The sequence below is a fragment of the Streptomyces sp. A18 genome (genome assembly GCF_059026065.1).
Genome location: NZ_JBWLKL010000002.1, coordinates 248,060 through 272,182, shown reverse-complemented (window position 1 = coordinate 272,182; position 24,123 = coordinate 248,060). Strand labels below are relative to the sequence as shown.

Sequence of the window (24,123 nt, the reverse complement as noted above, 5' to 3'; positions counted from 1 at the left end):
CTAAATCCCTTCCAGGTCCACCGCACGGGCCATCGCCCGATACCCGGCGTCATTCGGATGCAGGTGATCCCCACTGTCGTACTGCGGAGCGATCCGCTCCCCGTCCGAGGGATCCGCGAGGGCCCGGTCGAAGTCCACGTACGAGTCGTACTCCCCCGACGTCCGCACCCACTCGTTGAACTCGTCACTCACCTTGGCCGCCCGCTCCCCGTAATGATCAGAACCCCCCAACGGCAGCAACGTGGCCCCCACGACCCGTACTCCCTCTCCCTTCGCGGCCCGGATCAACTTCCGGTGCCCAGCGATGAGTTCAGCAGCACTCACCTCGGGAGCGGGCTTGTACGTAGGCGTATCGCTCTCGCTGAAACCGATGTCGTTCAGCCCCTCCAGAACGATCACCGTCTCCACGCCCGGCAGATCCAACGCGTCCCGCCCGAAGCGAGCAGTCCCCCTCTCCCCGTACCAGGCCGAGTCATTGAGGACGAGATTGCCGCCGATCCCCGCGTTCAGGACCGGCCGCGGCGTCCCCGCCTTGGCGAGGCGCTCGGCGAGTGCGTCGGACCAGCGGCGGTTGAGGTCGGTGGAGGAGGCGAAGCCGTCGGTGATGGAGTCACCGAAGAGAACGACACCACCCCTCCCGCGACGCGGCCTCTCTCCTCCGCCACCCGACGCGGAGACGTCCACCCCCGACAGGAAGTACCAGGACTCCGTCGACTCACCGAACGCCCCCGCCCCCGTGTCCCCGACATGCTCCCCGTCCGCCCGGAAACTCGTCGCGAACGACTGCGCGTGGAACGTCGCGGGCCCCGTCGTACCCGCGAGGTACAGCGTCACGGTGACCGACTCGAATCGCTTCAGGTCAAGCCCCGCCGCATCGCTCGAAAGCTGCCCGTGCGCCGGGATCTCCACCGAACGCCTCCCCTCGAACGTCAGGCGCCGCACCGATCCCTCCTCGACCGACGCCCCCTTCTTCGTACGCGCGATGGAAGCCCCCGCGATGTGCAGCGGCGACGTCCCGTACGCGTTGGAGAGCCGGATACGGGCTCTGTCGCCGCCCTCGGTGACGCGGACGACCTGCCGCAGGGTCTGGCCGGAGAAGCCGTCCTCCGACCAGTTGGGCTTGAAGCCCGTACTGGCGCGCTGCGGCGACGCGGCCCAGGCGGCGGTCCAGGCCGGCCCGGACTTCGAGCCGGAGGCGTGCGCCCCGGTCACGGCGAGACCGAGACCTGCCGTCAGGGAGAGCGCGACAGCGGCGGCGACAACAGACGTACGAGTACGCGAAAGCATGGGATTCTCCCGGGAGTTGAGGAGTTGAGGAGTCGAGAGGTCGTCCGTTGACCGGACTCCTCCAAGATCCGCCCCCATCACCCCCCGATCAACGCCAATCCGTGAAACGATCGGCACGCTCAGACTTATAGATGCAGGTCAGATGCAGGCCAGAAGCAGGTCACGGCAGACGCCAGACGCAGACGAGGTGGCCCACCCCATGGAACGCCAGGAACTGGAGACCTTCCTGACCCTCGCCGAGGAACTCCACTTCGGCCGCACCGCCGAGCGCCTCCTCCTCTCCCAGGCCCGCGTCAGCCAGACCGTGAAGCGCCTGGAGCGCAAGATCGGCGCCCCCCTCTTCGAGCGCACCAGCCGCAGGGTGGAAATGTCCCCGCTGGGGCGGCAGTTGTACGACGACCTCGCGCCGCTCCACGTACGGATGGAGGCCGCCCTCACCCGAGCCATGGACATGGCGCGCGGCGTCGAGGGCGAGCTCAACGTCGCCTTCCTCGGGTCGGGCGCCGGCTCACTCACCTCCGCCATCCTGGAGACCTTCCGCGCCCGCTGCCCACGCTGCGAGGTCCGGATGCGCGAGACCCAGTTCGGTGACCCGCTCGGCGCGCTCCGCGGCGGCGAGGCCGACGTCCTGTTCACCTGCCTGCCCGTCGAGGAGCCGGACCTCACCGTCGGGCCCGTCGTCATCAACGAACCCCGCATGCTCGCCGTGCCGTTGCGCCACCGCCTCGCCGAGCGCGACAGCGTCTCCCTCGAAGAGCTCGCGGGCGAGACCTTCTTCGGCGTCGTGAACGGCGCGCCCGCCTACTGGTGGGACTTCCACGTCCCGCCCCGCACCCCCAGCGGCCTCCCGATCCGCCGCGGCACGTCCGTCGCCGGATTCCAGGAGCTGATGACGCTGGTCGCCACGGGGCAGGGGGTGTCGCCGGTCGTCGCGTCCGTGGAGAAGTACTACTCGCGGCCGGACATCGTCTTCATCCCCCTGCACGACGTGCCGTCCGCCGACGTCGCGCTGATCTGGCGCACGGCCGCCGCCGGCACCCCGCGCCTGGAGGCCTTCGTGCACGCCGTGCGCGACACGGTCGCGGCGAACGGCGGGCCCGCGGCGTTCTAGGCACGGTGCGGCAGCGAGCCGCCGTGGCCTCGTGCGCGGCGGTCCACCTCGGCTCGGACCGCGCCTGAGCGGTCTCGGTACGCCGTCAGTGCGCCGCCTGCGGCTGGTCCGCCGCGTCCGCCTTCCCGGCCTCCTTGATCTGCATCTCCGGGCGGCCCGTCACCAACAGCCACGCGGGCAGCGCCGCCACGCACAGGACCGGCAGCAGAGCCAGATCCATCACCACGACCCCCGCCGTGAACAGGCTCAGCCAGCCCTGTCGTGTCGTGGCCAGCAGGACGCCGAGGATGGCGCAGGTGATCGCCAGAGAGGGCGGCACCGAGTCGACGAGCGCGTGCGCGAGCATGCCGAGCGCCACGCCCACGAAGACGGCGGGAAAGATCCGCCCGCCCCGGAAGCCGCAGGCCGCTGCCACACAGAGCGCCAGCAGCTTGACCACGGCGAGCAGCAGGAGGTTGCCCGCGTCGTGGTCCGAGGCGTGCGTCGTCAGCTCCTTCATCTCGTCCAGGCCCTTGAACAGGGTGAGTTGACCGCCGAGCGCGCCCAGGGCGCCCAGCACCAGACCGCCCACCGTCAGCATCAGTACGGGGTGTCCCAGCTGATGGAAGACGCGGTGGAGGTAGGGAAACGCGTACACCCCGCACAGTCCGACGGCCGCCGCAGCGGTGCTGATGACCATCGCGGAGAGGATGTCGGCCCAGCGCGGCCCCGCGTACGCCTCGACGTCGATCTGGAACGTCGGGTGCGCGATGAGCACCGTGGTCAGCGCCCCCGCGCCCGCCGCGACCAGCGGTGCGAACAGCCGGTCCCAGAGGGGCCGGGGGTCCGGGGCGACCACCGTCTCGGAGAGGACGAGCGCCGCAGCGACCGGCGTACCGAAGAGGGCGCCGATGGTCCCCGCGGCGGCCAGGGCGACCCAGTCCGCTGCCGGTGTGCGGGGCATGGCCTTCATGCCGAGTGCGTACGCGAGGGCGATGTTGATCGCCGTGATCGGGTTCTCCGGGCCGAGGCTGACGCCGCCCGCGAGGCCCACGATCACCGCGAGCGCGATGCCGGGCAGCACCCGGACCGGCAGCGGCGGGTCGACGAGGCCGAGCGTCGCGGGGTCGGGCCCGGCGTGCCCGGGGGCCTTCCACACGACGATCCCGACGACGAGCCCCGCCGCGGTGAGCATGGCGATGATCCACCCCACCGACCCCCCGGACACCCCCACCGCGTCCGGCAGCGTGTCCCACAGCAGATCCTGCAACCGCTCGGCCACCAGGCTGAGCAGCAGCAGGACCAGGCTGGACCCCGCCCCGATCAGCAGGGCGGGCAGGACGAGCGGAAGCAGGGCACGGGCCTGCGGTGTCATGGGCCCTCCGGTGCGGCCTCTGCCTCGGGGCCGGTCAGGGAGCGGCGGGCGGTGTGCGGCCCGGCCCGCCGGGGGGCCCGGGGTCGGTGCCCGCGGAGCCCTCCGCGAACGGGCCGGGCCCGCTGGAGGTGCTCCGTGCCCCCCAACCGCCCGCCCCCGCCTGGCCGCCCGGCGGTACGCCGTGGCCCGCGTGGCGGTCGTGACGGTCCGGGTGGTCCGTGCAGAGCGCCCAGATGACGAAGATGCCGATCGCGATCGAGATGAGCGCCCAGATCGGCTGGTACGGCAGCCACAAGAACTGCAGGACCACCGCGAACGAGGCCAGCGCGATACCGCTCGCCCGGCCCCATGCCGCTCCCTTGAGGATGCCGTAGCCGGTGACGGCGACCAGGATGCCGAGGATCAGGTGGATCCAGCCCCACGTGGTGAGGTTGAACTTGTAGACGTAGTCGCCGATGCGCGCGTAGACGTCGTCCTTGGCGATGCCCGCGATGCCTTCCAGGACACCGAGGACGCCGTAGACCAGCATCAGGACACCCGCGAAAGTGGCGCCGCCGGATACCCAGGGGCTGTCGCTCCGCGGGACGCTCGTGCCGCTGCTCATGGGCACCTCTCCTCTTCTCGGCAGGAGTTCACAGCGTCCGACAGCCCTACGCCCCTCGCGAGCGGGCTTAGCCCGTACGGGGCGGAGGGGGAGCTGCGTGATTCATGCCACCAGCGTGGAGCGGCGTGGTGACGGGCGCACTGTGGCGTAAGTCGTCCTACAGCTCGGACACCGGCGGCGACCGCATCGAATGCGCCCCCCTCAACGGCACACCATGGCGCAAGTCGACGTACAGCGGCAGCAGCGGCGGCGACTGCATCGAGTTCGCCCCCGCCCAGGCGCCATGGCCATCCGCGACAGCAAGCACCCCGAAGGCCCCGCCACGACGTGCCCGCGGCTGAGAGACGGCCCGATGTCACCGCCCCCCGGCGGAGCTACCCCGCTGAGGCCACGGCCTCCGTGATCTCCGAGGTCATCCGGCGTATCCCCGGTGAACGGACCGGGCACGGGCGGGACTTGGCCGTGGTCGGGGCGAGGCAGAAGTGCAGGTAGTCGTCGCCCCGGTGCAGGGCCGCGAGGCCAGCCCCCGTGCAGTAGGCGGGGTGGTTCCGTTCGTACGCCGTGCACGGCAGCTTCTCGACCCACTTGTGCCGGTCCGACGCCGGGGCGACCGCGCGGCCCGCGTCGGCGACGATCCCGCCCGAGGCCCGCGCCTGCGCCTCGTAGATGGCGTTGACGTGGCGTACGCGGTCGGGCGTGATCGGGTCGGGGCCCTGAAGGACCCACACGATCCGCGGCCGGTCCGCCCCGGCGGCCTCATGGATCTGCGAGGCGAGTTCCTTCGCGTCGGCGGTGTACCGGTCGACGTACTTCTGCCGCTGCTTGTCGTACGTGATGCCGTCCATGCACGGCGTATAGCCCCACGCGTTGCCCCAGAACTGGAGCACCACATAGTCGGGCCGCTGCTCGCGGACGAGCGCGGCGGCCTTGTCCTTGTCGGGGACGAGGGAGTCCTTGCCGGTGCCGTCGAGGTAGTCGCAGAGGGTGGTGCCGGAGTAGGGCGCGCTGCGGTAGCGGGCGCCGAGCTCGGAGCGCAGGTGGTCGCCGAGGGCCGTCTGGTTCTCCATGGCGAGGGAATCGCCGAGGTAGAGGACCTTGGGGGAACTGCTCCCCGGCTTCTTCCCGGGGCGCCGGCGGGTGGTCGAGGAGGGCGGCGGGTCGGCGGGCTCGGCGGAGGGTTCGGCCGGCGCATTCTCCCGCTCGGCGGCGGCGGCGGAGGTGCGTGCAGGGGCGGGGGTCTCAGGGGCGCCGTCCTGCGCACCCCCCGAGCCGGGGTCGCCGCACGCCCCGAGGAGCAGCACAGCGGCAAGCACCCCACCGATCCACGGCTTGCGCATGACACGACTCCCGCCCCAGCGACCGAAAGAGACCCAAGGCAAGCACAGACGCCCTCGCGTGAGAAGACCGTGTGAAGACAGCGGGCGTGCTTCCGGCCCCCGCATTACCCGGGACGTAATCGACCCGTGGCCGCACGCACGGCAGGCTCAAGTCATCCGAAGAACAAGCCGGTTGACCGAGCCGCAGGAGGCACCCGCCATGTCCGCACACGAGACTTCCGCGTACGAGACCGCCGTCGCCCGCTACTTCGAGGCCTGGAACGCCGAGGGCGCCGAGAACCTGGCCAAGGCCGTGGCCGCCGCGTGGAGCGAGGACGGGAGCTACACCGATCCGCTGGCCGACGTCTCCGGGCACGTGTCCGTGGCCGCGGTGATCGCGGGGGCCCACGAGCAGTTCCCCGGCTTCGAGTTCCGGCAGACCGGCACGGTCGAAGGGCACCACCACATCGCGCGCTTCGGGTGGGAACTGGTGTCGGTCGCGGACGGTTCCGCGCCCGTCGCCGGTTTCGATGTCATCGCGCTGGACGACGACGGCCGCATCCGCACGGTGCACGGATTCCTGGACCGCGTGCCGCAGGCCTGAGGCGGGGTGCCGCAGGCCTGAGCCGCCCCGTTTATTCCCCGATCCGCGATTGAAGTTCGCCCTACGAACTAATATGGTTCGTAGGGCGAACTACATTCTGCTTCTTCTGCTTGTTCTTCTTCGGATTGCTGGGAGTGAGAGTCCATGACTGGAACCGTCGTCGCGGTCATCGGTGGAGGCTATGGAGGGTCCGCAGTGGCCAAGGCCCTGGACGAGGACACCGACGTAGTGCTCATCGAGCCCAAGGATGCGTTCGTGCACGCGGCGGGATCCCTGCGGGCCCTGGTCCAGCCGGACTGGGCGGGCAACATGTTCTTCCCCTACGACAAGCTGCTGCGGCGCGGCAAGGTGGTGCGCGAGCGCGCGGCATCGGTGGACTCCGGGGGCGTCACGCTGGCGTCCGGCGCGCGGGTCGACGCCGACTATGTGGTCCTGGCGTCGGGCTCCGGCTACCCCTACCCCGCCAAGACGGACACCGACATCACGAGCGAGGCGCTGGAGAGGCTGCGCGTCACGCACGATGAACTGGACCGTGCGGAACGGGTGTTGCTGGTGGGTGCCGGTCCCGTCGGCCTGGAGCTCGCCGGGGAGATGAAAGCGGTCTGGCCGGACAAGCATGTGGCGGTGGTGGACCCGGCCGAGCAGCTGATGCCGGGCTTCCTGCCCGAGGTGCGCGAGGAACTGCATCGCCAGCTCGCCGAGTTGGGCGTGGAGCTGCGGCTCGGGACCGGCCTCGCGGAGGAGCCGCCGAGCGAGCCGGGCCGGACGAAGACGTTCACGGTGGGCACGAGGGCGGCAGGAGGCGAGGAGACCGGTGACAGTGTCACCGCGGACATCTGGTTCCGCTGCTACGGAGTGCGCGTCACCGGCGACTACCTCGGCGAGGACCTGGCAGCCGCCCGCACCCCGCGGGGCATCCGGGTGACCGAGACGCTCAACGTCCAGGGCCACAGCCACATTTACGCGCTCGGTGACCTCGCCGACCTGGCCGAGGCCAAGATGGCGGGGAACGCGATGCAGCACGCCGAGGTGGTCGCGCAGAACATCGTCGCCCAGGTGCGCGGAGAGCGCCCCGAGACTGTCTATCGGCCGGCGTCCGCCCCCTCGGTCCTGCTGCCGCTGGGCCCGAAGGGCGGCATCGGCCAGATGGGGACGCCGGACGGCGCGACGGTGCTGCCCGCGGAGACGGTCAGCGAGTACAAGGGGACGGACCTGCTGACGGGCCGCTTCGCGGAGCTGTTCGGCACGGCGTGAGTGCGCCTTCCGGACCTAGTCGGCGAAGACGACGGGCACCTTGTTGTCCCGCACCACACGGCTGAGCAGCTCCGCGAGCTTCGCGCGATCACTCTCGCCGAAGCCCGCGGGCAGCTCGTCGATCTTGCGGCAGGTCGCCGCGTAGAACTCGTCCGCGAGGGTGTCGCCCTTGGCGGTGAGCACGACCTGCACCGCGCGGCCGTCCCGCGGGTCGGGCTCGCGCCGCACCAGGCCGTGCTGGGCGCTGCGGTCCACCAGGCCGGTGAGGCTCGACTTCGCCAGGCCGAGGATCGCGCCGAGCTCGCTCATGCCGTACGCATGCCCCATCAGGACGCAGAGCAACTGCCCCTGCTGGGCGGTCAGTCCGAACTCCCTGGCCGACTCCGCGTACACGGCGTTCACCAGGAACGAGGAGCGCACCAGAGCGGCGGCGACCCCCATCTGCTCGTCCTCGGCATCCTCGACACCCTCGGGTTTTCCCATTCGCCCAGAATACAAGGAAGAGATTCGCGTCACGAACTACTGCAACTGATGCAACTACTGCAACTGCTGATCAGCGCGCCACGTACTGCGTGAGGATCGCCTGCACCTCGTAGATGTCGACGCCCTTGGTGAAGGTCTTCTGGATCGGCTCGTGGGTGCCGGAGATCCAGATCTTCAGCTCGGCGTCCAGGTCGAAGTGGCCGGCGGTCTCCACCGAGAAGTGCGTGATGCTGCGGTACGGGACCGAGTGGTACTCGACCTTCTTGCCCGTTATCCCCTGCTTGTCGACGAGGACGAGGCGGCGGTCGGTGAAGAGCATGGTGTCGCGGATCAGCAGGAACGCCGCCTGCACCTGCTCGCCGTGGCCCAGCAGGCGCGCGTAGTCCTGCTGCGCGGTGGCCGGATTGATCGTGTGCGCGTTTCCGAACAGTGCCATGAGAAGCCCCCCATTGGTCGAAATGTGTCGAACTCGATTGAACTCACAGGATCTTCTGACTGTAACGCCCGGCCTGCGGCTCCTGGTTCCTGTCACCTTTCGACGGGCGCATCCGTCAGAGGAGTGAAGGCATCGGAAACGACGTGGGAGCACACCATGGAAGCTCGTCTGAACCTCTTCGGCAGCCCGCTGGCGGGCAAGGTCCTGAAGCACGTCAACTCGGCGGGCAAGGTCGTGTCGGACTCGACGCTGCCCGCCGCGACGCAGGAGCTGGTGAAGATTCGCGCCAGCCAGATCAACGGCTGCGGTTTCTGCACGGACATGCACACCAAGGACGCCACGCACGCGGGCGAGACCTCGACGCGCCTCAACCTCATCGCCGCCTGGCGCGAGGCCAAGGTCTTCACCGACGCCGAGCGCGCCGCCCTGGAGCTCACGGAGCAGGGGACGCGCATCGCCGACGCGGCCGGTGGCGTCACGGACGAGGCGTGGGCGAACGCCACCAAGCACTACGACGAGGACCAGATCGCCGCCCTGGTGTCGCTCATCGCCCTCATCAACGTCTACAACCGCGTGAACGTCATGGTCCAGACGCCGGCCGGGGACTACCAGCCGGGCCAGTTCGGATAGGCCTTCCTCGGGAGGCCCCCGAGGAAGGCCCCAAGAACAGCGGCAGTTCCGCCAGACCCCGCAGCAACGTACTGGTCCGCCAGGTGAGTGCTGCGGGGTCGGTGGCGAAGGTGAGCGCGGGGCGGTCGGCCAGGAGCCGGCGCAGGGCGATCTCGGCCTCGGCGCGTGCCAGCGGGGCGCCGACGCAGTGGTGCATGCCGTGGCCGAAGCCGAGGTGCCCCTGCGCGCGGCGCGTGATGTCGAAGCGGTCGGGGTCGGGGAAGTGCCGGGGGTCGCGGGAGGCCGCGGCGAGCGAGACCTGGACCGTGTCACCGGCGGCGATGCGGGTGCCGGCGAGGTCCAGGGGCTCGGCCGCGAAGCGGAACGCGGTCGCGTGGACGGGGGAGTTGTAGCGCAGGGACTCCTCGACGGCGCTGCCGGCCAGGTCCGGGTCGGTGCGCAGGAGGGCGAGCTGGTCCGGGTGGGCGAGCAGGCTGTGGAGGGTGCCGGAGATCAGGTTGACGGTCGTCTCGTGGCCCGCGACGAGGATGAGGAAGGCCATGCCGAGAAGCTCTCCGGGAGAGAGCCCGACTTCGGCGGCGAGGTCGCTGAGGAGGGTGTCGTCCGGGGTCTGGCGCTTCCTGCCGATGAGCTCGGTGAGGTAGGCGGTGAGCGCGGCGCCCGCCGAGGCCGCCGCCTCGTCCGAGGTGGGCATGACCAGCTCGTTCGACCAGGTGTGGAAGACGGCTCGATCTGACGCGGGGACGCCCAGGAGGTCGCAGATCACCGCCACGGGCAGCGGCATGGCGTACTGGCTCACCAGGTCGACAGCCCTCTGCTCCGGCAGCGCGGCGAGCAGGCCTTCGGTGAAGGCCTCGATCCGCGGACGCAGCTCGGCCACGCGTCCGGCGGTGAAGCGACCGGCCACGAGGCGGCGCAGTCGGGTGTGCTGCGGGGGATCGCTCTGCAGCATGTTGTGGCCGATGGAGTGGCCGCCGTCGGTCTGCCAGGAGGAGGAGTGCCGGATGTCATTGCGCAGCCGGGGGTCGGTCAGCGCGGCCCGCGCGGCGTCCCGGCTCAGGACCAACCAGGCCTCGCCGCTTCCGGGGACGTGGACGCGGTGGACGGGGCTCTTGGCACGCAGGGTCGCGTAGAGGCCGTACGGGTCGGCGGCCAGGTCGTGCCCGCCGGGGTTCAGGTCTTCCGGGCTGGGTTCCTGCACGGCGTCTCCTCCTGTTGGTGTCCTCGGCTTCAGAGGGCGGCCATGGTGGCTGCGAGTGCTGTTGCTCGGCGGTGCCCCGCGCGGGTGGCGGTCGGCTGCGGGGGCGTAGGCGGGGTCGGCCTGTTGGTGCGCCGGTGTCAGAGGGCGGCCATGGTGGCCGCGAGTGCTGTTGCCTGGCGGTGGCCCGCGCGGGCGGCGGCCGGGCGGCGGGCGGCGGCGGTCATGTCGCGGCCCATGGCGCTGCGGGCGGCGCGGTCCGGAGCGATGAGCGTGACGTCGGCCCCCTGCGCGGCGAGTTCCGCCGCCTGTTGCTGCGCGCTGGGGTGCGGTCCGACCGCGGCCGGGATCGGGGAGACGGCAAGGATCCGCTGGTGGCCGCGGGCCAGGTGGATATTGGTGGTGGAGCGGCTGCCGCCGTCCATCCGGCGCCGCCCGGCCACCGTGACCGGCGGCCAGACCAGGGGCACCGCGCAACTGGCGGCGACGGCTTCGGCGAGGGGGACCCGTGAGTCCGCGTCGAACGTCTCCAGGGCGCCGGTCAGGGCGTCGACCGAGGTGATCCGCAGCGCCCGCTCGGGCCACTCCCGCGCATCGCGGAGCAGCCCCCGCACGGTGTCGAACACCTCCGCCTCGGGGACGGTGCGCGCGGCGAGCGCGGCGCGGCCGAGCCGCCGGACGGAGCGCTCGGGGTCCCGGGATCCGAGCGCCGCCCACAGGAAGCGGACGGTCTGGCCCACGCCGACCTTCAGGTCGATCCGGTCCGCTCCGGCGAGCTGGCGCTCGTACAGCTCGCGCGGTGATTCACCGCACGCGATCCGGGAGCCGAAGATCGCGCCCGCGGAGGTGCCGATGACGACGTCGGCCCGGTCCGGTCCGACGGAGGCGTCGGTGAGCCCGGCCAGGACGCCGGTCATCCACGCCCCACCGACGGGCCCTCCGCCGCCGAGCACCAGCGCTGTCCCACCCGTCCCCGTCCCACCACCCATGCCGCGCCTCCCAGGCCTTAAGTGGGGAATGCTCCCCACTTTGGCCTCCGACGATAGCATCCCTATCGGGGACCACTCCCCACTTCCCTGGAGGCTGACGATGACCGGCGACGACGAGACGCCCCGCGCGACGCCCCCGCGGCGGCGCGACGCGCGGCGCAACTGGGATCTCCTGGTGGCGGCGGCCCGCGAGGTGTTCGCCGAGCAGGGCCTTGAGGCGCCCCTCGACGTGATCGCCCGCCGCGCGGGGGTGGGGAACGCGACGCTCTACCGGAACTTCCCCACCCGCGCCGCCCTCGTGGACGCCGCGTTCCACGACCTGCTCACGGGCACGATGACCGCGGGCGAACAGGCGCGGACCGCCCCGGACGCCTGGGTGGCGCTGAACGACTACCTCCAGGCCGTCTTCGTCACCCTGGCCGCCGACCGCGGCACGAACGACCTCATGACCACCCACCTCCAGGGCATCGAAGCGCTCCGATCCGTCCACGCCCACAACCGCGAGACGATGGACATCCTGCTGGGCCGGGGCCGCGACCAGGGCACGGTCCGCGCCGACGCCACCACGGAGGACGTCCTGTTCGCGCTGGCGGCCCTCGGCCGCGCGGTCCCCGCCCTGACCACCGCGACCGCGGCGACCACCCCCGACGCCTGGCGCCGCCCCCTGTTCCTGTTCCTCGACGGCCTGCGCGCGTCCCCGGCCGCGCGGACCCTGCCGGCCCCCGCCCTGACGGAGGCCGAACTCGGCGACGTACTAAAGGAACTGGGCCCGCACCGCGCCCCGCACCGCGCCCCGCCCCGCGCCCCGCGCGGTGCCCCGCACAACCCCGAGGCGTGACCTTCAGCGCGCGTGCGCGGCGGGCCCGCCGTTTCTAGGGCCAGGGCCAGGGCCAGGGCGGGGGCGAGGAGGCCTGGCGGCGAGCCGGTACATCCCGTACATCACGGCCACGATGAAGTCGGTCGCCAGCCAGATCCCGACGATCAGGCCGACCCCGATCGTGGTGCCGAGAGCGTCGGTGTCCTCGCACACCTTCAGGCTGTCGCCCGTCAGACCGGAACAGGCCTCCGCCGTCCCGCTGCCGCTGGCGAGGCCCGCCACGACCCAGGCGATGAAGACGACCTGGATCGCGAGAAAGGTCCAGAGGAAGACGCGATGGCCTTTCCTCGCGGGCGGGGGAGGAGGGGGCGGCCCGTGGTGGTGCGGTCCGTGGTGGTGCGGCCGCTGGGCTTGTGGGTGCCGAGCACGGCGCGTCTCGCTCATGGCCCCGTCCTTCCAGGAGGCACTGGAGGTACCAGAGGTACTACTCCCATTGTGCGCCCGCCGATCAAGGGCCCGGCGTGTCAGCGTGTGAGGTCGAACGTGGTGGCGCGGGGCACGAAGGTCGTCTCCCCGTCCTCGGCCGTCGCCAGCGCCGAGACGTACCAGGTGCCCTTGGCCAGGTCGGCCGCCTCCCGCTCCGTGACCTGCAGCGTGTAGGTGCAGCGGCTGGTCTCGTCCGAGGTGCTCCGGCACTTGGCGCTCTCCACCGAGCGAAGCTCCGCCTCGGTCGGGTCGAGCTTCGAACTCGCGGGCCAGGCCAGGACCTTGAGGCCCCGGATACCCGAGTCGTCGCTCACGTCGACGGTGTAGGTGAGCGAGCCCGCACTGCCGTCGGACGGAGCCGCGTAGCGGGCCGATCCGTTCGCCAGTGTCGGCTCCGTGGGGGCCGAGGCGGCCAGGGCGAGGCCGCCTGCGGCCACTCCGCCGATGGCGACGGCGCCGATGAGCGACGAGAAGAGAATGCGCTTGGACATCTTGGACATGGGAGATCCCCCTGAATTCTTTGGAAAGTTGGGCCGATTGCGCAGAAGAGCGCAGAAGAGCGTGAAAGAGCGTGGAAGAACCACTGGTGGAGCCGGTCTTGGAGCCGGTCTGGGAAGCGGTCGTAGAAGCGGTGGCCGACCGCGTTCTCGATGTGATCGAGCTTATGGCCGGGGGCCTGGCGCCGTCCTCGCGCTGCGGGACGATTGGCGCGTCGAACCACAGGTAGAGACTCTGCAACTCAGGTAAGAGGCCGGAATCCGCCTCCAGCCGGAGTCGGGCCGCTCACCTGCGGCCATAGCCTTGATCGGACATGAATCGAACCGACGACCGGCTGTTCCCGGTCCTGCTGATCTGCGCCCAGGCCGTGGTGTGGCCCGGCGTTCCGCTGGTGCGCGGGGCCGTGCCACCCGCGTCCGCCCTTCTCGTGGCGGCCCTGGTCGCCGGAGTGGTGACGGCCGCGCTCGCCCTGCGCCGTACCCGCCCGGTGGTCACCCTCGTCGTGGTCGCCGCCGCCTGTGCGCTGGGTGCCGGGCCGCTGCCCGTCGGGGCGATGGCGGTGCTCGGGACCGCGGGCGTCGCGCTGGCTCTGTTCACCGTGGCGACCGAAGGCGACGCCTTCACCACCGTGCTGTGCGTGGTGGCGCTTGCCGTCTGGCAGCTCATGCAGGGCATCAGCCTGCACGGGCTCAGTGACCGCAACGGGCTCGACCTCGTCCTGACCGCTCTCCTGTACGCCGCCGCGTGCGGCGCAGGCCTGCTCGTACGGCGAACCCGTCGTGCACGGGACGCGGCCGAACAACTGCTGGAGCGGGCCGCGTCCGAGCGCCACCGGCTCCCGGCGGTCGAACGGCGACGCATGGAAAGGGAGTTGCACGACGTCAGCGCCCACCATCTGACGGCCGTGGTGGTCACGGCGGGAGCGGCCATCGGGTTGCGCGACCGCCGTCCCGAACTGGCCGAGGAGGCACTGGAGTTCGCGGTCGAGACCGGCCGCGAAGTCACCCGCGCGCTCGGCGCGGTACGAGCGCCGGCACCCTCCCGCGGGAGCGAGCCGGCACCGGAGGAGCGGCTCCTTGACCTGGTCGCCGGGTTCCGGCGCCTGGACCAGCAGGTGGACTGCGAGATCGACTCGCTGCCGGACGGCGCCGTCGCGGACGCGGCGTACGGCATCGTGCGCGAGGCGCTGACCAACGTGGCACGGTACGCGCCCGGCGCGCGGACGAAGGTGCTGTGCCGGTACGGCGACACCCGCACCGACGTCGTGGTCACGAGCACGGCCCCGCCGGCCGGTGCGGTGGCGCACGGTGCGGGACTCGGCGGTGGCCGCGGGCAGGGCTTCCTGCGCTCCCGGGCACGGGAGGCGGGCGGCACCGTGCACAGCGGCCCGACGGCGGAGGGCGGTTGGGAGGTACGGGCGGTGCTGCCGGGCCGGAAAGCCACGACGGTGGAGCCGTCGACGCCGAGGGCCTACCGCGTGGCGCAGGTGGTGGCGGCGGCGGGCCTGATCCTGCAGCCGCTGCTCCCCGCCCTGGTCATCCGGGCCGAGGACACGTCGAGCGGGACGCCGGTATCCGCGGGTGTCTTCTTCGCCCTGCTGGCGGCGGGCCAGGCGGTGGCCCTGCTGTGGCTGCGGAGGGCTCCGCGGACGGCGTACGGGATGCTCCTTGGGCTGGCGCTGCTGTGGCCGGTGGCGATGGCGGTAGGGAACTACAGCGGTCCGGTCCTCCTCCCGCCCGCGCTGAGCCTGTTGGCCACGTGCGCGGCCCTCGCGCAGCTCCCACCGGCCGCGCACCTCCCACCGGCCCGCGGCCACGTCACGCCCCTTCTCCTCACGCCCCTTCTCCTCACGGCGCTGGTGCACGCCGGGGCAGCCACCACCGCGGTTCTGGACCGGGGTACGGCCGCTCCCCTCTGGACGGTCATCGCGGGAACCACGGTCGGCGCGGCCCTCACCGGCACCGCGGCTCTCCTGACGGGACGCCGCCTCGCCCGGCGCCGGCAAGCCGACCGCCGCGCCCATGACGAACGCATCGCCGCCTGGACCGAGGAGGCCGTCCGCGACGCGTGGACCGAGCGCCGCCGCATCGCCGCCGGTCTCGAAACCACGGTGTTGGCCCGCACCGCCGACATGGTCACCGAGGCGGAGGCGGGCCGACTCGACGGGACAGCGACCCGCGCCCGCGAGGCCCTGGCCGCGATGCGCGCTCTGCTCGACACCGTCCGGGACGGCGAGACAGGGCCCGGACTGCGGCCACAGCCCACCCTTCAGGCGCTCGACCTGCTCGCCCACCAACTCCGGGCCACCGGCCGCGACATCGAGATACGGCTGACCGACCGGGTACCGGAACGCCTGCCCACCGCCGTCGACCTGGCCGCCTACCGCGCCGCCGAGACGGTGCTCGCGGCGGGCGGTGAGGAGCCTGCGACGCTCGAACTCGACGTGGAAAACGATACGTTGACGCTCACGGCCACGGGGGTGCCCCTCGCCGCCGACTCCGCCGTACAGGAGCGGCTGACCACGCGGGTCGCGGCGGTCGGCGGCAACGTGACCACCGGCCCTCAGGGGACGGTTCTCCTCCGGCTGCCCCTCGCCGTCACGCCGGACAACGAAGAGAGACAACGATGAGCCTCAAGGTGCTGGTCGTCGACGACCAGGGCATCGTACGGGCGGGATTCGCCGCCGTGATCGACGCCGAGGAGGACATGACGGTCGTCGGTGAGGCCGCCGACGGTGCCGCCGCGGTGCGGCTGGCCGAAGAGCTGGCTCCCGACGTGGTCGTCATGGACGTACGCATGCCCGAACTGGACGGCATCGCCGCCACCCGCATCATCACCGGACAGGAGAACGCGCCCCGTGTCCTCGTCCTGACCACATTCGACCTCGACGCGTACGTCTTCGACGCGCTGCGCGCCGGCGCATCGGGCTTCCTCCTCAAGGACGTACACCCCTCCCAACTGCTGCAGGGCATCCGGGAGGTGGCGGTCGGCGAGAGCGTACTCGCCCCGTCCGCGACCCGCCGCCTCATCGGCCACTACGCGTCCGGACCACCCGCCGCGGTCCCGGTCGGGAGCTCCCCCGAGTTGGACAGCCTGACCGGCAGCCAGCGGGGCGTCCTCACTCTGGTCGCGGCCGGACTCACCAACGCGGAGATCGCCGAGCAACTCGGCATCACCGTGGGCACCGTGAAGTCCCACGTGAACGCGCTGCTCCGCAAGCTCGGCCTGCGCGACCGCGTACAGGCGACGATCCTCGCGTACGACCTCGGCCTCGCCCGCCCGAACCCGCCCGGTACCCACCTCTGACCACCGAGACGCAACCAAGGAGTCCACCCCCATGACCGGTACTGGAACCTCCACCCCACGCCGACTGCGCGACCACTTCGGCGTCGTCGGCCTCGTCTACCTCGGCGTCTGTGCCGCCCTGCTCGTGTGGGCACTGGTGGTGACCGCCAGTGACAGCTCCGGAGAGTCCATGGCCGGCGTCATCCCGATCCTCGCCACCGCCCCCGCCAGCCTCGTGTTCCTCGTACTGCCGGACAGCAGTGTCATGTTCCCCATCGCCGTCGCTCTCGGGGCAGCGGCCAATGCCGCGATCATCGGCTGGTGCACCCGCGCACTGCGTCGCGGCGGCCGCATGGACTGAGCGGAAACGACAAAACCCCAGGCTGTTGACCTGGGGTTTCACTGTGGAGCGGGTGACGAGAATCGAACTCGCACTCTCAGCTTGGGAAGCTGATGTTCTACCACTAAACTACACCCGCGAAAGACACCGTCTGTGGCGGTGTCGTAACGTCGCACACTCTACCTCATTCCAGGCCCCGGGCGCTTTTTGCCCCGGGGCCTGTGTGCTGTCCGGGGCATGGATGCCTCTGCGGGACGCGGGAGTTGGGGCGTACGGTGAGGGACCGGAGTGCCGCCTGGAGGGGCGCCCCAATCGTCCCGTAATGTGGCTTTCGTCGTCAGCTCGCGTACGAGCAGAGTGCGGGACGCTACGAGTTCAATTACGGCTTTGGGGAAGGGACTCGAGGACTTGATGGAGCGCACCGTCGTCCGATGTGCCGAAGGGCACGTGTTCAGCACTGCTTCGTTCCCGATGCAGAAGGCCGACCGGCTCGGACCCGGCCGCCTCATCCGCTGCCCACGGTGCGCCCGATTGCGGCATGCCGTGCCGGTCGCGTCGCAGAAGCGGTAGCGACGAGCGACAGACGAGCAGCAGCGGGGAAGCCGCGAAGCAGGTAACGACAGCGCGCGGGGCCGTCCGATTGGGGCGGGCCCGCGCGCTCTGCGTATCCTCGGTGCGTGCTTCTCTCAGACAAGGACATCCGGGCCGAGATCGACACCGGACGAGTACGGATCGATCCGTACGACGAATCCATGGTGCAGCCCTCAAGCATCGACGTGCGGCTCGACCGCTACTTCCGGGTGTTCGAGAATCACCGCTACCCACACATCGACCCCTCCGTCGAGCAGGCCGACCTGACGCGCCTCGTCGAGCCCGAGGGCGACGAGCCGTTCATCCTGCATCCCGGCGAGTTCGTGCTCGCCTCGACGTACGAGATCATCAGCCTCCCGGACGACCTCGCGAGCCGGCTCGAGGGGAAGTCCAGCCTGGGGCGGCTCGGGCTCGTGACCCACTCCACGGCCGGTTTCATCGACCCCGGCTTCTCCGGGCACGTCACCCTCGAGCTCTCCAACCTCGCGACGCTGCCCATCAAGCTCTGGCCCGGCATGAAGATCGGGCAGCTGTGTCTGTTCCGGCTGACGTCGTCCGCCGAGGAGCCCTACGGGTCGGAGCGGTACGGGTCGCGTTACCAAGGGCAGCGCGGGCCGACCGCCTCCCGTTCCTTCCTCAATTTCCATCGGACCCAGGTGTGACATCCAGCATGAGTGACGTGCGCGAGAACCTTACGTACGAGAAGTTCGGCGACGCGGTGCGTGAGCTCGCGCAGACCATCGCCGACGACGGGTACCGGCCCGACATCATCATCTCCATCGCCCGCGGTGGCGTCTTCGTCGCGGGCGGCCTCGCGTACGCGCTCGACTGCAAGAACATCCACCTGGTGAACGTGGAGTTCTACACGGGGGTCGGGACGACCCTGGAGATGCCGGTCATGCTGGCGCCCGTGCCGAACGCGATCGACTTCACCGACAAGAAGGTGCTGATCGCCGACGACGTCGCCGACACCGGCAAGACGCTGAAGCTCGTGCACGACTTCTGCCTCGACCACGTGGCCGAGGTGCGGTCCGCCGTCATCTACGAGAAGTCGCAGTCGCTAGTGAAGTGCGAGTACGTCTGGATGCGCACCGACGACTGGATCAACTTCCCGTGGAGTGTCGAGGCGCCCGTGGTGCGGCGCGCCGGTCAGGTTCTCGACGCCTGAGTCCCGCCCACGCGTAAGAAGAGGGCCCCCGCGGATCAACCCGCGGGGGCCCTCTTCGTGCGTACGTACGTCTAGAACGTACCCAGTTTGATGATCGCGAGCAGCGCGAGCAGCTGGATCGACGCCGCGCCCAGCGCCTTCGGCCACGGCAGGTCGTGCGACTTGCTCACCATCGCCGTGAGCAGCGCGCCCGCCGCGACCCACGTCACCCAGCCGAGCAGCTGGACGAAGGGCTGGCCGCCGCCGAGGAACATCGCGACGATCACGCGGGGCGCGTCCGTGATCGACATGATCAGCATGGAGAGGCCGACCGTCGGCTGCCAGGCGCCGTCGCCGCCGAGCTGGCGGGCGAGGGTGTGCGTGACCACGCCCAGGATGAAGGCACTGATCGTGATCGCGACGGCGGTCGTCAGGACGTACGGGACGGCCGTCGAGAGCGTGGCGTTGATGGCGTCCTCGCGGGCGCCGTCGAAGCCGAAGATCGCCAGGAGCCCGTAGAGGAACGTGACGATGATCGCCGGGGCCCACATCGCGTAGTCCCGCATCTGCAGGAACGTCGGTCCCGGGCGCAGGACGATGCCGCGCAGGAGGTCCTTCCAGTGCAGGCGCGGGCCCACCGGCGCGGGCGCCTGCCCCGCGCGGTAGGTGTCGCCCTGGTTGTAGGGGTCCTCGCCCACGGAGAAGGCCTGGGTGTGACCGGGGTTGTTGGCGGCGTACGGATCGAAGCCGCCCTGACCGCCCTGGCCCCCGTGCCCTGGGTCTCCCGGCCCGCCGAAGTACTCCGGCTCGCCGTGGTTGCCGCCCGCCTGCGGCCACTGTTGCCCGCCGTATCCGCCCTGGCCCTGGCCGTACGGCGGCTGCTGGCCGCCGTGCTGCCGAGGGGGCGGCTGAGGGTAGCCGTACGGGGGCTGCTGGCCCTGGGGGGCCTGCTGCCCGTACGGCTCCTGCCGCGGTCGTTGTTGGGGTCGCGCTTGCGGGGTGCGGTTGTCCCGGCCGCGTCCGATCCTGAATCCAGCCACGAATCGAACGTACCTGGTCTGGAGGGCTCGGGTCGTCCCTCCCCGGGAGGAGAGCGGCTTTGCCGCTGACCTGTGACAACCCTTAGGGGGACCCTGAGGGGTTTTCCCCAGGGTCCCGGGTGACCTGCGGCGTGCCGCGGGTCACGGGCTACTTCCCCAGCACCGCTCCGTACGCCAGGGGGTCGGAAGAGGCGGGCAGGCCAAGGGAGTTCGGGGTGACGACCGAGCCGCCGGCCTTCGCGCCCGGCAGATCCCAGACGCCGCCCGCGGAGGCGTTCTCGCCGGGCGCGGCGACGGACAGGTCCCGGGCGCCGTCCCCGTTGTGATCACCGAAGGCGAGCGCGCCGCCGAAGAGATCGCCCGCCTGGGCGACGCCCAGGATGCCGGGGGAGTTCTGCTGGTACGCGACCGTGCCCGGGTTCGCCGCGCCCGCCGGGTCGAGCAGGCCCATCTCGCCGCCCTTCAGGACGGTGACGCTGCCCGCCTTCGCCGCGCTGCCGATGGCCTCGCCGGGGGCGCCCGCGATCAGGTCGTCGTGGCCGTCGGAGTCGATGTCCGCCACGGCGAGCGCGTCGCCGAAGCCGTCACCGGTCTCCGCGACGCCGGGCATGCCCGCGGTGTCCTGGTTGAACGTCTGCTGCTCCCAGCCGAAGTTGCCGTTCGCGCCGCCGAAGCGGATGTGGATGCCGCCGCCCTTGGTGAGCTCCTCGGGACCGCACGGGTCGTCGATGTTCTCGTCGGCGATCTCGCGGCAGTTGCCGACGGCGAGGTCGTCGAAGCCGTCGCCGTTGAAGTCGCCGGACGCGAGGGCGTTCGCGGCGCCGTTGGAGTTGTTCCAGAAGTTGCCCATGGCGCCCTCGTCCTTGTTCCACCCGTAGAGGCGCAGATGGGACTGGGTGTAGGGCTGGTTCTGCGTGTAGTAGCCGAGGGCGAGGTCGGGGAGCCCGTCGGTGTTGAAGTCGCCGGTGGTCAGGACGGGCGCCCGGCCGCCCATGCGGTCGGCCATGACCGGCCGGGTGTCGGCGGCGTACGGATTGAAGTTGGCGACGACCTGGTCCTTGCCGCCGATCGCGAGGTCGACGTCCGTGTCACCGGTGAAGTCGGCGGCGGCGAGGGCGTTCCCGTACGCGTCACCGGACTTCGCCCCCCGGGCGGCTGTGTTGGCGAGCGCGAAGCCGTCGCCGGTGCCGTACAGCACGGTGACGGAACCGGCATCGGTCTTGGCGTCGATGTCCTCGCCGGGGGCGCCGATGACGAGATCCGCGTACTGGTCGTCGTCGACATGAGCTGCGACGACGGACCCCCCGAACCGGTCCCCGCTCTCGGGAGTCCCGGGCACCTCGACGGTGGCCTGAGTAATACGCCGCACACCGTGCGGCCCCGGCCCGTGCTCCCCACCGAACACGACGCTGACGTACCCGGCCTTGGCCTTCCCGCCGACGGTGCCACTGGGCACGCCGACGAAGAGGTCGTCGTATCCGTCGCCGTTGAAGTCGGCGGTGAGGGGGGCGGGGGCGGCGGATGCCGTCGTGGCGGGAAGCGTGAGCAGGCCGGTGGTCGCCAGGGACGAGACCAGCAGGAAAGTGCGTATGCGCACGGTAGCTCCGAGGGGGAGAGCCGGGCCCGCAGTGGGTGGAGCGTGCGGGCCCGGCGGTCGATGGGGGAACTTCGCTGCTAGTCCGCGAAGTTGGTGCCCAGGCGGGGTGTTCCCGTGGGCGAGATGCCGGCCGTGGAGGTGTAGACGCCGGACGTGCCCGTGAGGGAGCCGTCCTGCTCGGCGGTCAGGATGTAGAGCGCTCCGTTGGAGCCGTTCTCGCCCTGGGCTCCGATGGAGACGTCGCCCTTGCCGTCCGCGTTCAGGTCGTCGATGTGGACGTCCGAGCCGAAGTAGTCGCTGTTCTCATTGGAGTTGGGGACGCCCGGTGTGTCCTGGCTGTAGAGGGCCGCTCCCCGCGTGGAGAGGCCCGAGCCGTCCGCCGCGCCGTAGATGACGGTGACCGAGCCCGCGTCGACGACGCCGTCCAGGTTCTCGCCGGGGCTGCTCACGACCAGGTCGAGGTGGCCGTCGCCGTTGATGTCGCCGAGGTCGAGTTCCGAGCCGAAGAAGTCGCCCTTCTCGCCGCCGCCCGGGATGCCCGCCGTGTCCTGGGTGAAGGCCTGGCTGCCGCCGTACGGGCCGTTCTCGTTGCCCTTGACCACGTACACCGTGCCGCCCTTGTTGGCGCCGTCGATGCCTTCGTCCCAGTCGAGGCCGATGATGACGTCGCCGTAGCCGTCGGCGTCCGTGTCGCCCACGTCGGTGACGATGCCCGCGGGCAGCCGCTGGACGCCGTTCGTGGTGATGCCGTTCGCGCTGCCGGGCAGCCAGAGGTTGGCGTTGTAGTCGTCGGCGGTGGAGTAGCCGTTGACGATCAGGTCGTCCTTGCCGTCGCCGTTGACGTCCCCGGAGTGCAGGTTGGCTGGGCCCGCGCCGTCGCCGCTGTGGATGGGCGGGAGCACGGTGTAGCGGCCGCCGGTCGCGCCGGAGCGCTTGATGCCGCCGTCGAAGATGTCGATGGTGGCCGCGCCCGAAGCGGAGCCCACGGCGAGGTCGTCCTTGCCGTCGCCGTCGAAGTCGCCCGCCTGGAGGGGGCCGCCGAACCCGTCGTGCTTGGTGGGGCGCGGGTCCTTGACCGTGGATCCGCCGGACAGGCCGTTCGGCGAGCCCCACAGGACCTGGACCGTGCCGCCGTCGACATCCGTGCCGACGTCCTCACCGATGGCTCCGACGGCGAGGTCGTCGTAGCCGTCGCCGTCGAAGTCGCCGTACGCGGAGTCGGCGCCGAAGAAGTCGCCCTTCTCGGCGGTGCCGGGCACGCCCGCGCTGTTCTGGCTGAAGGTGACGTGGCGCTGCTGGGTGCCGCCGTACGTGACGACCACCTGGCCCGCCTTGTCCTTGCCGCCCACATTGGCGTGCGTCGCGGAGGTGGCGAGGTCGGCCGTGCCGTCGCCGTTGAAGTCGGCGTCGTCGGGCTGTGTGGCCGCGGGTGCCGCGGTCGCGGAGGTCGTCGAGAGGGTGAGGAGTCCGCCTGTGAGGGCCGCAGCGGCGGCGGTTGCCACGGCCAGGCGGCCGGGTCTGGGTCGGTGGGTGGGGGCGGTGCGCTTGTGCTTTGCCATGCGGGACTACTCCTGAAGTTGCTCGTCTGCCTTGGGGGGTGGCGAGTTGAGGGGGCGGTGGGCCCGCGGGAGGGGCTCAGCGCAGCGTTCGTCCGAAGTCGGCGTCCGCGCCGCCGACCCCGAAGTCCGAACCGTTGAAGGAGGTCGCGTACGACGACGTCAGACCCGTGGCCGTGCCGCGCAGGACCCACACGGCGCCGACATCTCGCGTCGTGCCGATGTCCTCGCCGGTCGCGCCGGTGGCCAGGTCCGCCTTGCCGTTCTTGTTGATGTCCTTGAGGCGGACGGACGCGCCGAAGCGGTCGTCGGCCTCGGCGACGCCGGGCACGCCCGCGGTCTCCTGATGCCACGCCTTGCCCGAAGTGAAGGCACCCGCGGAGGACTTGAGGAGCGTGACGCTGCCGGTGCCCGCGACGGTGCCGACCGTCTCGCCGGGCGCGCCCACCGCGAGGTCCGGGAGGCCGTCACCGGTCACGTCGCCCGCGGAGACCGAGGCGCCGAAGCCGTCGCCCGCCTCGTCGGCGCCGGGCACGCCCGCGCTGTCCTGGCCGTACGTCACCGGGGCGCCGAACGCGCGGTCGCCGCCGAACCGGACGCTCACCGAACCGCCCTTGCCGCCCGCCGAGTCGCGGGAGTTGCCGGTGATCAGGTCGTCGTAGCCGTCGCCGTTCACGTCACCCGCGGTGGCCGCGTCGCGCGTCGCGGTCGGATCGTCGCCCTCGCCGAGGAGCTCCGCCTGGTAGCCGTAGTCGCCGGCGCCGCCGTTCATGTGCGCGGTGTAGGCGCCGCCGTCGGCGCGCTCTCCGTACAGGACGTAGCCGAAGCCGTCCTTGTACTTGAAGTTGCCGCTGACCATGCCGTCCAGGCGTACGCCCTCGGGGATGAAGTCGACTTCGAGTCCGTACGCGCGGCCGTCCTCGCCCGCGCCGGAGTAGTACCACCAGTTGTCGCCGCTGATCACGGCCAGCTGGGGCGCGCCGTCGGTGTCCAGGTCGTTCCACGTGGTGGCCTCGCCGAAGCGGCCCGCGGTGTCGGCGGGGGCGTTCACGACGTGGCTGCCGCCGGTGAATCCGCTCTTGCCGCCCTTGATGATCGTGACGGAGCCGGAGGGCTTGCCCGTCACCTGCTCGCCGGGGGCGCCGACGATCAGGTCGGCGTAGCCGTCGCCGTTCACGTCGCCGCTGGTGACGTTCTCGCCGAACTCGTCCTCGGCTTCGGTGACTCCCGGGACCCCGGCGGTGTTCTGGGTGACGGTGACCGAGCGGCCTTGGGACACGCCGGAAGCCGAACCGAAGGTCACCGTCACGGAGTTCGTCGCGGGGTTGCCGATCGCGAGGTCGCGGTAGCCGTCCCCGTTGTAGTCGTCCTTGAGCGTGGACGCGGCGCTCGCGGTGCCCGCGAGGGGCAGCGTCAGGCCCGCGGCGGCGAGGGCCGCGACGCTCGCGGCGATGGCCAGATTACGTACGCGCACGTGGGACTCCCGGGAGTACGGAGATG

At 71.2% G+C, this 24,123-nt stretch carries 24 protein-coding genes, 1 tRNA gene and 1 pseudogene; 11 read left to right on the top strand and 15 right to left on the bottom strand.

Annotation, left to right across the window (positions count from 1 at the left end; translation table 11 throughout):
• A complete protein-coding gene (locus AC5P1C_RS04015; RefSeq protein WP_493864248.1) occupies nucleotides 1-1,287 on the bottom strand; it encodes an SGNH/GDSL hydrolase family protein in 1,287 nt (428 codons plus the stop codon).
• A gap of 199 nt (nucleotides 1,288-1,486) precedes the next feature.
• Here AC5P1C_RS04015 and AC5P1C_RS04010 point away from each other — a divergent pair, with 199 nt between their 5' ends.
• Entirely contained in the window at nucleotides 1,487-2,398 is a 912-nt protein-coding gene (locus tag AC5P1C_RS04010; RefSeq protein WP_493864247.1) for a LysR family transcriptional regulator, read from the top strand.
• Nucleotides 2,399-2,483: 85 nt separating this feature from the next.
• Here AC5P1C_RS04010 and AC5P1C_RS04005 read toward each other — a convergent pair whose 3' ends face one another.
• The gene (locus tag AC5P1C_RS04005) at nucleotides 2,484-3,752 is read right to left on the bottom strand and encodes an ion channel protein (RefSeq protein WP_493864246.1); all 1,269 of its coding nucleotides are present in this window, start codon (nucleotides 3,750-3,752) and stop codon (nucleotides 2,484-2,486) included.
• A gap of 211 nt (nucleotides 3,753-3,963) precedes the next feature.
• Nucleotides 3,964-4,356, bottom strand: a pseudogene (locus AC5P1C_RS04000) (DUF7144 family membrane protein); the annotation flags it as partial.
• A 104-nt stretch (nucleotides 4,357-4,460) separates the two neighbouring features.
• Here AC5P1C_RS04000 and AC5P1C_RS03995 point away from each other — a divergent pair.
• Complete coding sequence (locus tag AC5P1C_RS03995) at nucleotides 4,461-4,697, top strand: DUF397 domain-containing protein (protein ID WP_493864245.1); 237 nt, start codon at nucleotides 4,461-4,463, stop codon at nucleotides 4,695-4,697.
• A 33-nt stretch (nucleotides 4,698-4,730) separates the two neighbouring features.
• Here the strand turns inward: AC5P1C_RS03995 and AC5P1C_RS03990 are convergent, their stop codons facing one another.
• Nucleotides 4,731-5,693 carry an SGNH/GDSL hydrolase family protein gene (locus AC5P1C_RS03990; protein ID WP_493864244.1) on the bottom strand — a complete coding sequence of 321 codons (963 nt, stop codon included), beginning with the start codon at nucleotides 5,691-5,693 and terminating at the stop codon, nucleotides 4,731-4,733.
• Between the two features lie 199 nt (nucleotides 5,694-5,892).
• Here AC5P1C_RS03990 and AC5P1C_RS03985 point away from each other — a divergent pair, with 199 nt between their 5' ends.
• Both AC5P1C_RS03985 and AC5P1C_RS03980 read left to right on the top strand, forming a co-directional pair.
• Entirely contained in the window at nucleotides 5,893-6,276 is a 384-nt protein-coding gene (locus AC5P1C_RS03985) for a nuclear transport factor 2 family protein (RefSeq protein ID WP_493864243.1), read from the top strand.
• Nucleotides 6,277-6,420: 144 nt separating this feature from the next.
• Nucleotides 6,421-7,530 (top strand): NAD(P)/FAD-dependent oxidoreductase, encoded by a 1,110-nt coding sequence (locus AC5P1C_RS03980; RefSeq protein WP_493864242.1) that lies wholly within the window; start codon nucleotides 6,421-6,423, stop codon nucleotides 7,528-7,530.
• A 15-nt stretch (nucleotides 7,531-7,545) separates the two neighbouring features.
• Here AC5P1C_RS03980 and AC5P1C_RS03975 read toward each other — a convergent pair whose 3' ends face one another.
• On the bottom strand, nucleotides 7,546-7,971 hold the full coding sequence (locus AC5P1C_RS03975; protein WP_493864519.1) for a MarR family winged helix-turn-helix transcriptional regulator: 426 nt from the start codon (nucleotides 7,969-7,971) through the stop codon (nucleotides 7,546-7,548).
• A gap of 112 nt (nucleotides 7,972-8,083) precedes the next feature.
• Nucleotides 8,084-8,449: a PH domain-containing protein gene (locus AC5P1C_RS03970; protein WP_361190664.1), complete on the bottom strand. Its 366-nt coding sequence runs from the start codon at nucleotides 8,447-8,449 to the stop codon at nucleotides 8,084-8,086.
• Between the two features lie 156 nt (nucleotides 8,450-8,605).
• Between AC5P1C_RS03970 and AC5P1C_RS03965 the strand changes: the two genes are divergently transcribed.
• Nucleotides 8,606-9,079 (top strand): carboxymuconolactone decarboxylase family protein, encoded by a 474-nt coding sequence (locus AC5P1C_RS03965; protein ID WP_493864241.1) that lies wholly within the window; start codon nucleotides 8,606-8,608, stop codon nucleotides 9,077-9,079.
• Here the strand turns inward: AC5P1C_RS03965 and AC5P1C_RS03960 are convergent.
• Together AC5P1C_RS03960 and AC5P1C_RS03955 are read right to left on the bottom strand one after the other, a co-directional pair.
• Nucleotides 9,030-10,280 (bottom strand): cytochrome P450 family protein, encoded by a 1,251-nt coding sequence (locus tag AC5P1C_RS03960; protein WP_493864240.1) that lies wholly within the window; start codon nucleotides 10,278-10,280, stop codon nucleotides 9,030-9,032. The two genes, AC5P1C_RS03965 and AC5P1C_RS03960, sit on opposite strands and share 50 nt — an antisense overlap.
• A 137-nt stretch (nucleotides 10,281-10,417) precedes the next feature.
• The gene (locus AC5P1C_RS03955; protein WP_493864239.1) at nucleotides 10,418-11,266 is read right to left on the bottom strand and encodes a patatin-like phospholipase family protein; all 849 of its coding nucleotides are present in this window, start codon (nucleotides 11,264-11,266) and stop codon (nucleotides 10,418-10,420) included.
• A gap of 100 nt (nucleotides 11,267-11,366) precedes the next feature.
• On the opposite strand from AC5P1C_RS03955, the gene AC5P1C_RS03950 reads away from it, so the two are divergent.
• Nucleotides 11,367-12,104: a TetR/AcrR family transcriptional regulator gene (locus tag AC5P1C_RS03950; RefSeq protein WP_493864238.1), complete on the top strand. Its 738-nt coding sequence runs from the start codon at nucleotides 11,367-11,369 to the stop codon at nucleotides 12,102-12,104.
• Between the two features lie 3 nt (nucleotides 12,105-12,107).
• Here the strand turns inward: AC5P1C_RS03950 and AC5P1C_RS03945 are convergent, their stop codons facing one another.
• Together AC5P1C_RS03945 and AC5P1C_RS03940 are read right to left on the bottom strand one after the other, a co-directional pair.
• On the bottom strand, nucleotides 12,108-12,527 hold the full coding sequence (locus tag AC5P1C_RS03945) for a hypothetical protein (RefSeq protein WP_493864237.1): 420 nt from the start codon (nucleotides 12,525-12,527) through the stop codon (nucleotides 12,108-12,110).
• Nucleotides 12,528-12,607: 80 nt separating this feature from the next.
• Nucleotides 12,608-13,060 (bottom strand): DUF5707 domain-containing protein, encoded by a 453-nt coding sequence (locus tag AC5P1C_RS03940; RefSeq protein ID WP_493864518.1) that lies wholly within the window; start codon nucleotides 13,058-13,060, stop codon nucleotides 12,608-12,610.
• A gap of 320 nt (nucleotides 13,061-13,380) precedes the next feature.
• Here AC5P1C_RS03940 and AC5P1C_RS03935 point away from each other — a divergent pair, with 320 nt between their 5' ends.
• From AC5P1C_RS03935 to AC5P1C_RS03925, 3 genes are read left to right on the top strand one after another with little or no spacing between them, the layout of a single operon-like run.
• Complete coding sequence (locus tag AC5P1C_RS03935) at nucleotides 13,381-15,696, top strand: sensor histidine kinase (RefSeq protein WP_493864236.1); 2,316 nt, start codon at nucleotides 13,381-13,383, stop codon at nucleotides 15,694-15,696.
• A complete protein-coding gene (locus AC5P1C_RS03930; RefSeq protein WP_493864235.1) occupies nucleotides 15,693-16,373 on the top strand; it encodes a response regulator in 681 nt (226 codons plus the stop codon). Before AC5P1C_RS03935 ends, AC5P1C_RS03930 begins: the two co-directional genes overlap by 4 nt.
• A gap of 31 nt (nucleotides 16,374-16,404) precedes the next feature.
• Nucleotides 16,405-16,713 (top strand): SCO4225 family membrane protein, encoded by a 309-nt coding sequence (locus tag AC5P1C_RS03925; protein ID WP_493864234.1) that lies wholly within the window; start codon nucleotides 16,405-16,407, stop codon nucleotides 16,711-16,713.
• 44 nt (nucleotides 16,714-16,757) lie between these two features.
• On the opposite strand, the gene AC5P1C_RS03920 is transcribed toward AC5P1C_RS03925, so the two are convergent.
• Nucleotides 16,758-16,831, bottom strand: a tRNA-Gly gene (locus tag AC5P1C_RS03920).
• Nucleotides 16,832-17,369: 538 nt separating this feature from the next.
• On the opposite strand from AC5P1C_RS03920, the gene dcd reads away from it, so the two are divergent.
• Entirely contained in the window at nucleotides 17,370-17,945 is a 576-nt protein-coding gene (gene dcd / locus AC5P1C_RS03915) for a dCTP deaminase (protein ID WP_493864233.1), read from the top strand.
• Nucleotides 17,946-17,953: 8 nt separating this feature from the next.
• Nucleotides 17,954-18,451 (top strand): phosphoribosyltransferase, encoded by a 498-nt coding sequence (locus AC5P1C_RS03910; protein ID WP_493864232.1) that lies wholly within the window; start codon nucleotides 17,954-17,956, stop codon nucleotides 18,449-18,451.
• Nucleotides 18,452-18,522: 71 nt separating this feature from the next.
• Here AC5P1C_RS03910 and AC5P1C_RS03905 read toward each other — a convergent pair whose 3' ends face one another.
• The 4 genes from AC5P1C_RS03905 to AC5P1C_RS03890 all read right to left on the bottom strand — a co-directional run bounded on the left by AC5P1C_RS03905 (nucleotide 18,523) and on the right by AC5P1C_RS03890 (nucleotide 24,097).
• Nucleotides 18,523-19,470 (bottom strand): Yip1 family protein, encoded by a 948-nt coding sequence (locus AC5P1C_RS03905; protein WP_493864231.1) that lies wholly within the window; start codon nucleotides 19,468-19,470, stop codon nucleotides 18,523-18,525.
• Between the two features lie 148 nt (nucleotides 19,471-19,618).
• Nucleotides 19,619-21,067: an FG-GAP-like repeat-containing protein gene (locus AC5P1C_RS03900; protein WP_493864230.1), complete on the bottom strand. Its 1,449-nt coding sequence runs from the start codon at nucleotides 21,065-21,067 to the stop codon at nucleotides 19,619-19,621.
• A 77-nt stretch (nucleotides 21,068-21,144) separates the two neighbouring features.
• Complete coding sequence (locus AC5P1C_RS03895) at nucleotides 21,145-22,626, bottom strand: FG-GAP repeat protein (protein ID WP_493864229.1); 1,482 nt, start codon at nucleotides 22,624-22,626, stop codon at nucleotides 21,145-21,147.
• A 76-nt stretch (nucleotides 22,627-22,702) separates the two neighbouring features.
• Complete coding sequence (locus tag AC5P1C_RS03890) at nucleotides 22,703-24,097, bottom strand: FG-GAP and VCBS repeat-containing protein (RefSeq protein WP_493864228.1); 1,395 nt, start codon at nucleotides 24,095-24,097, stop codon at nucleotides 22,703-22,705.
• Nucleotides 24,098-24,123 lie beyond the last annotated feature (26 nt).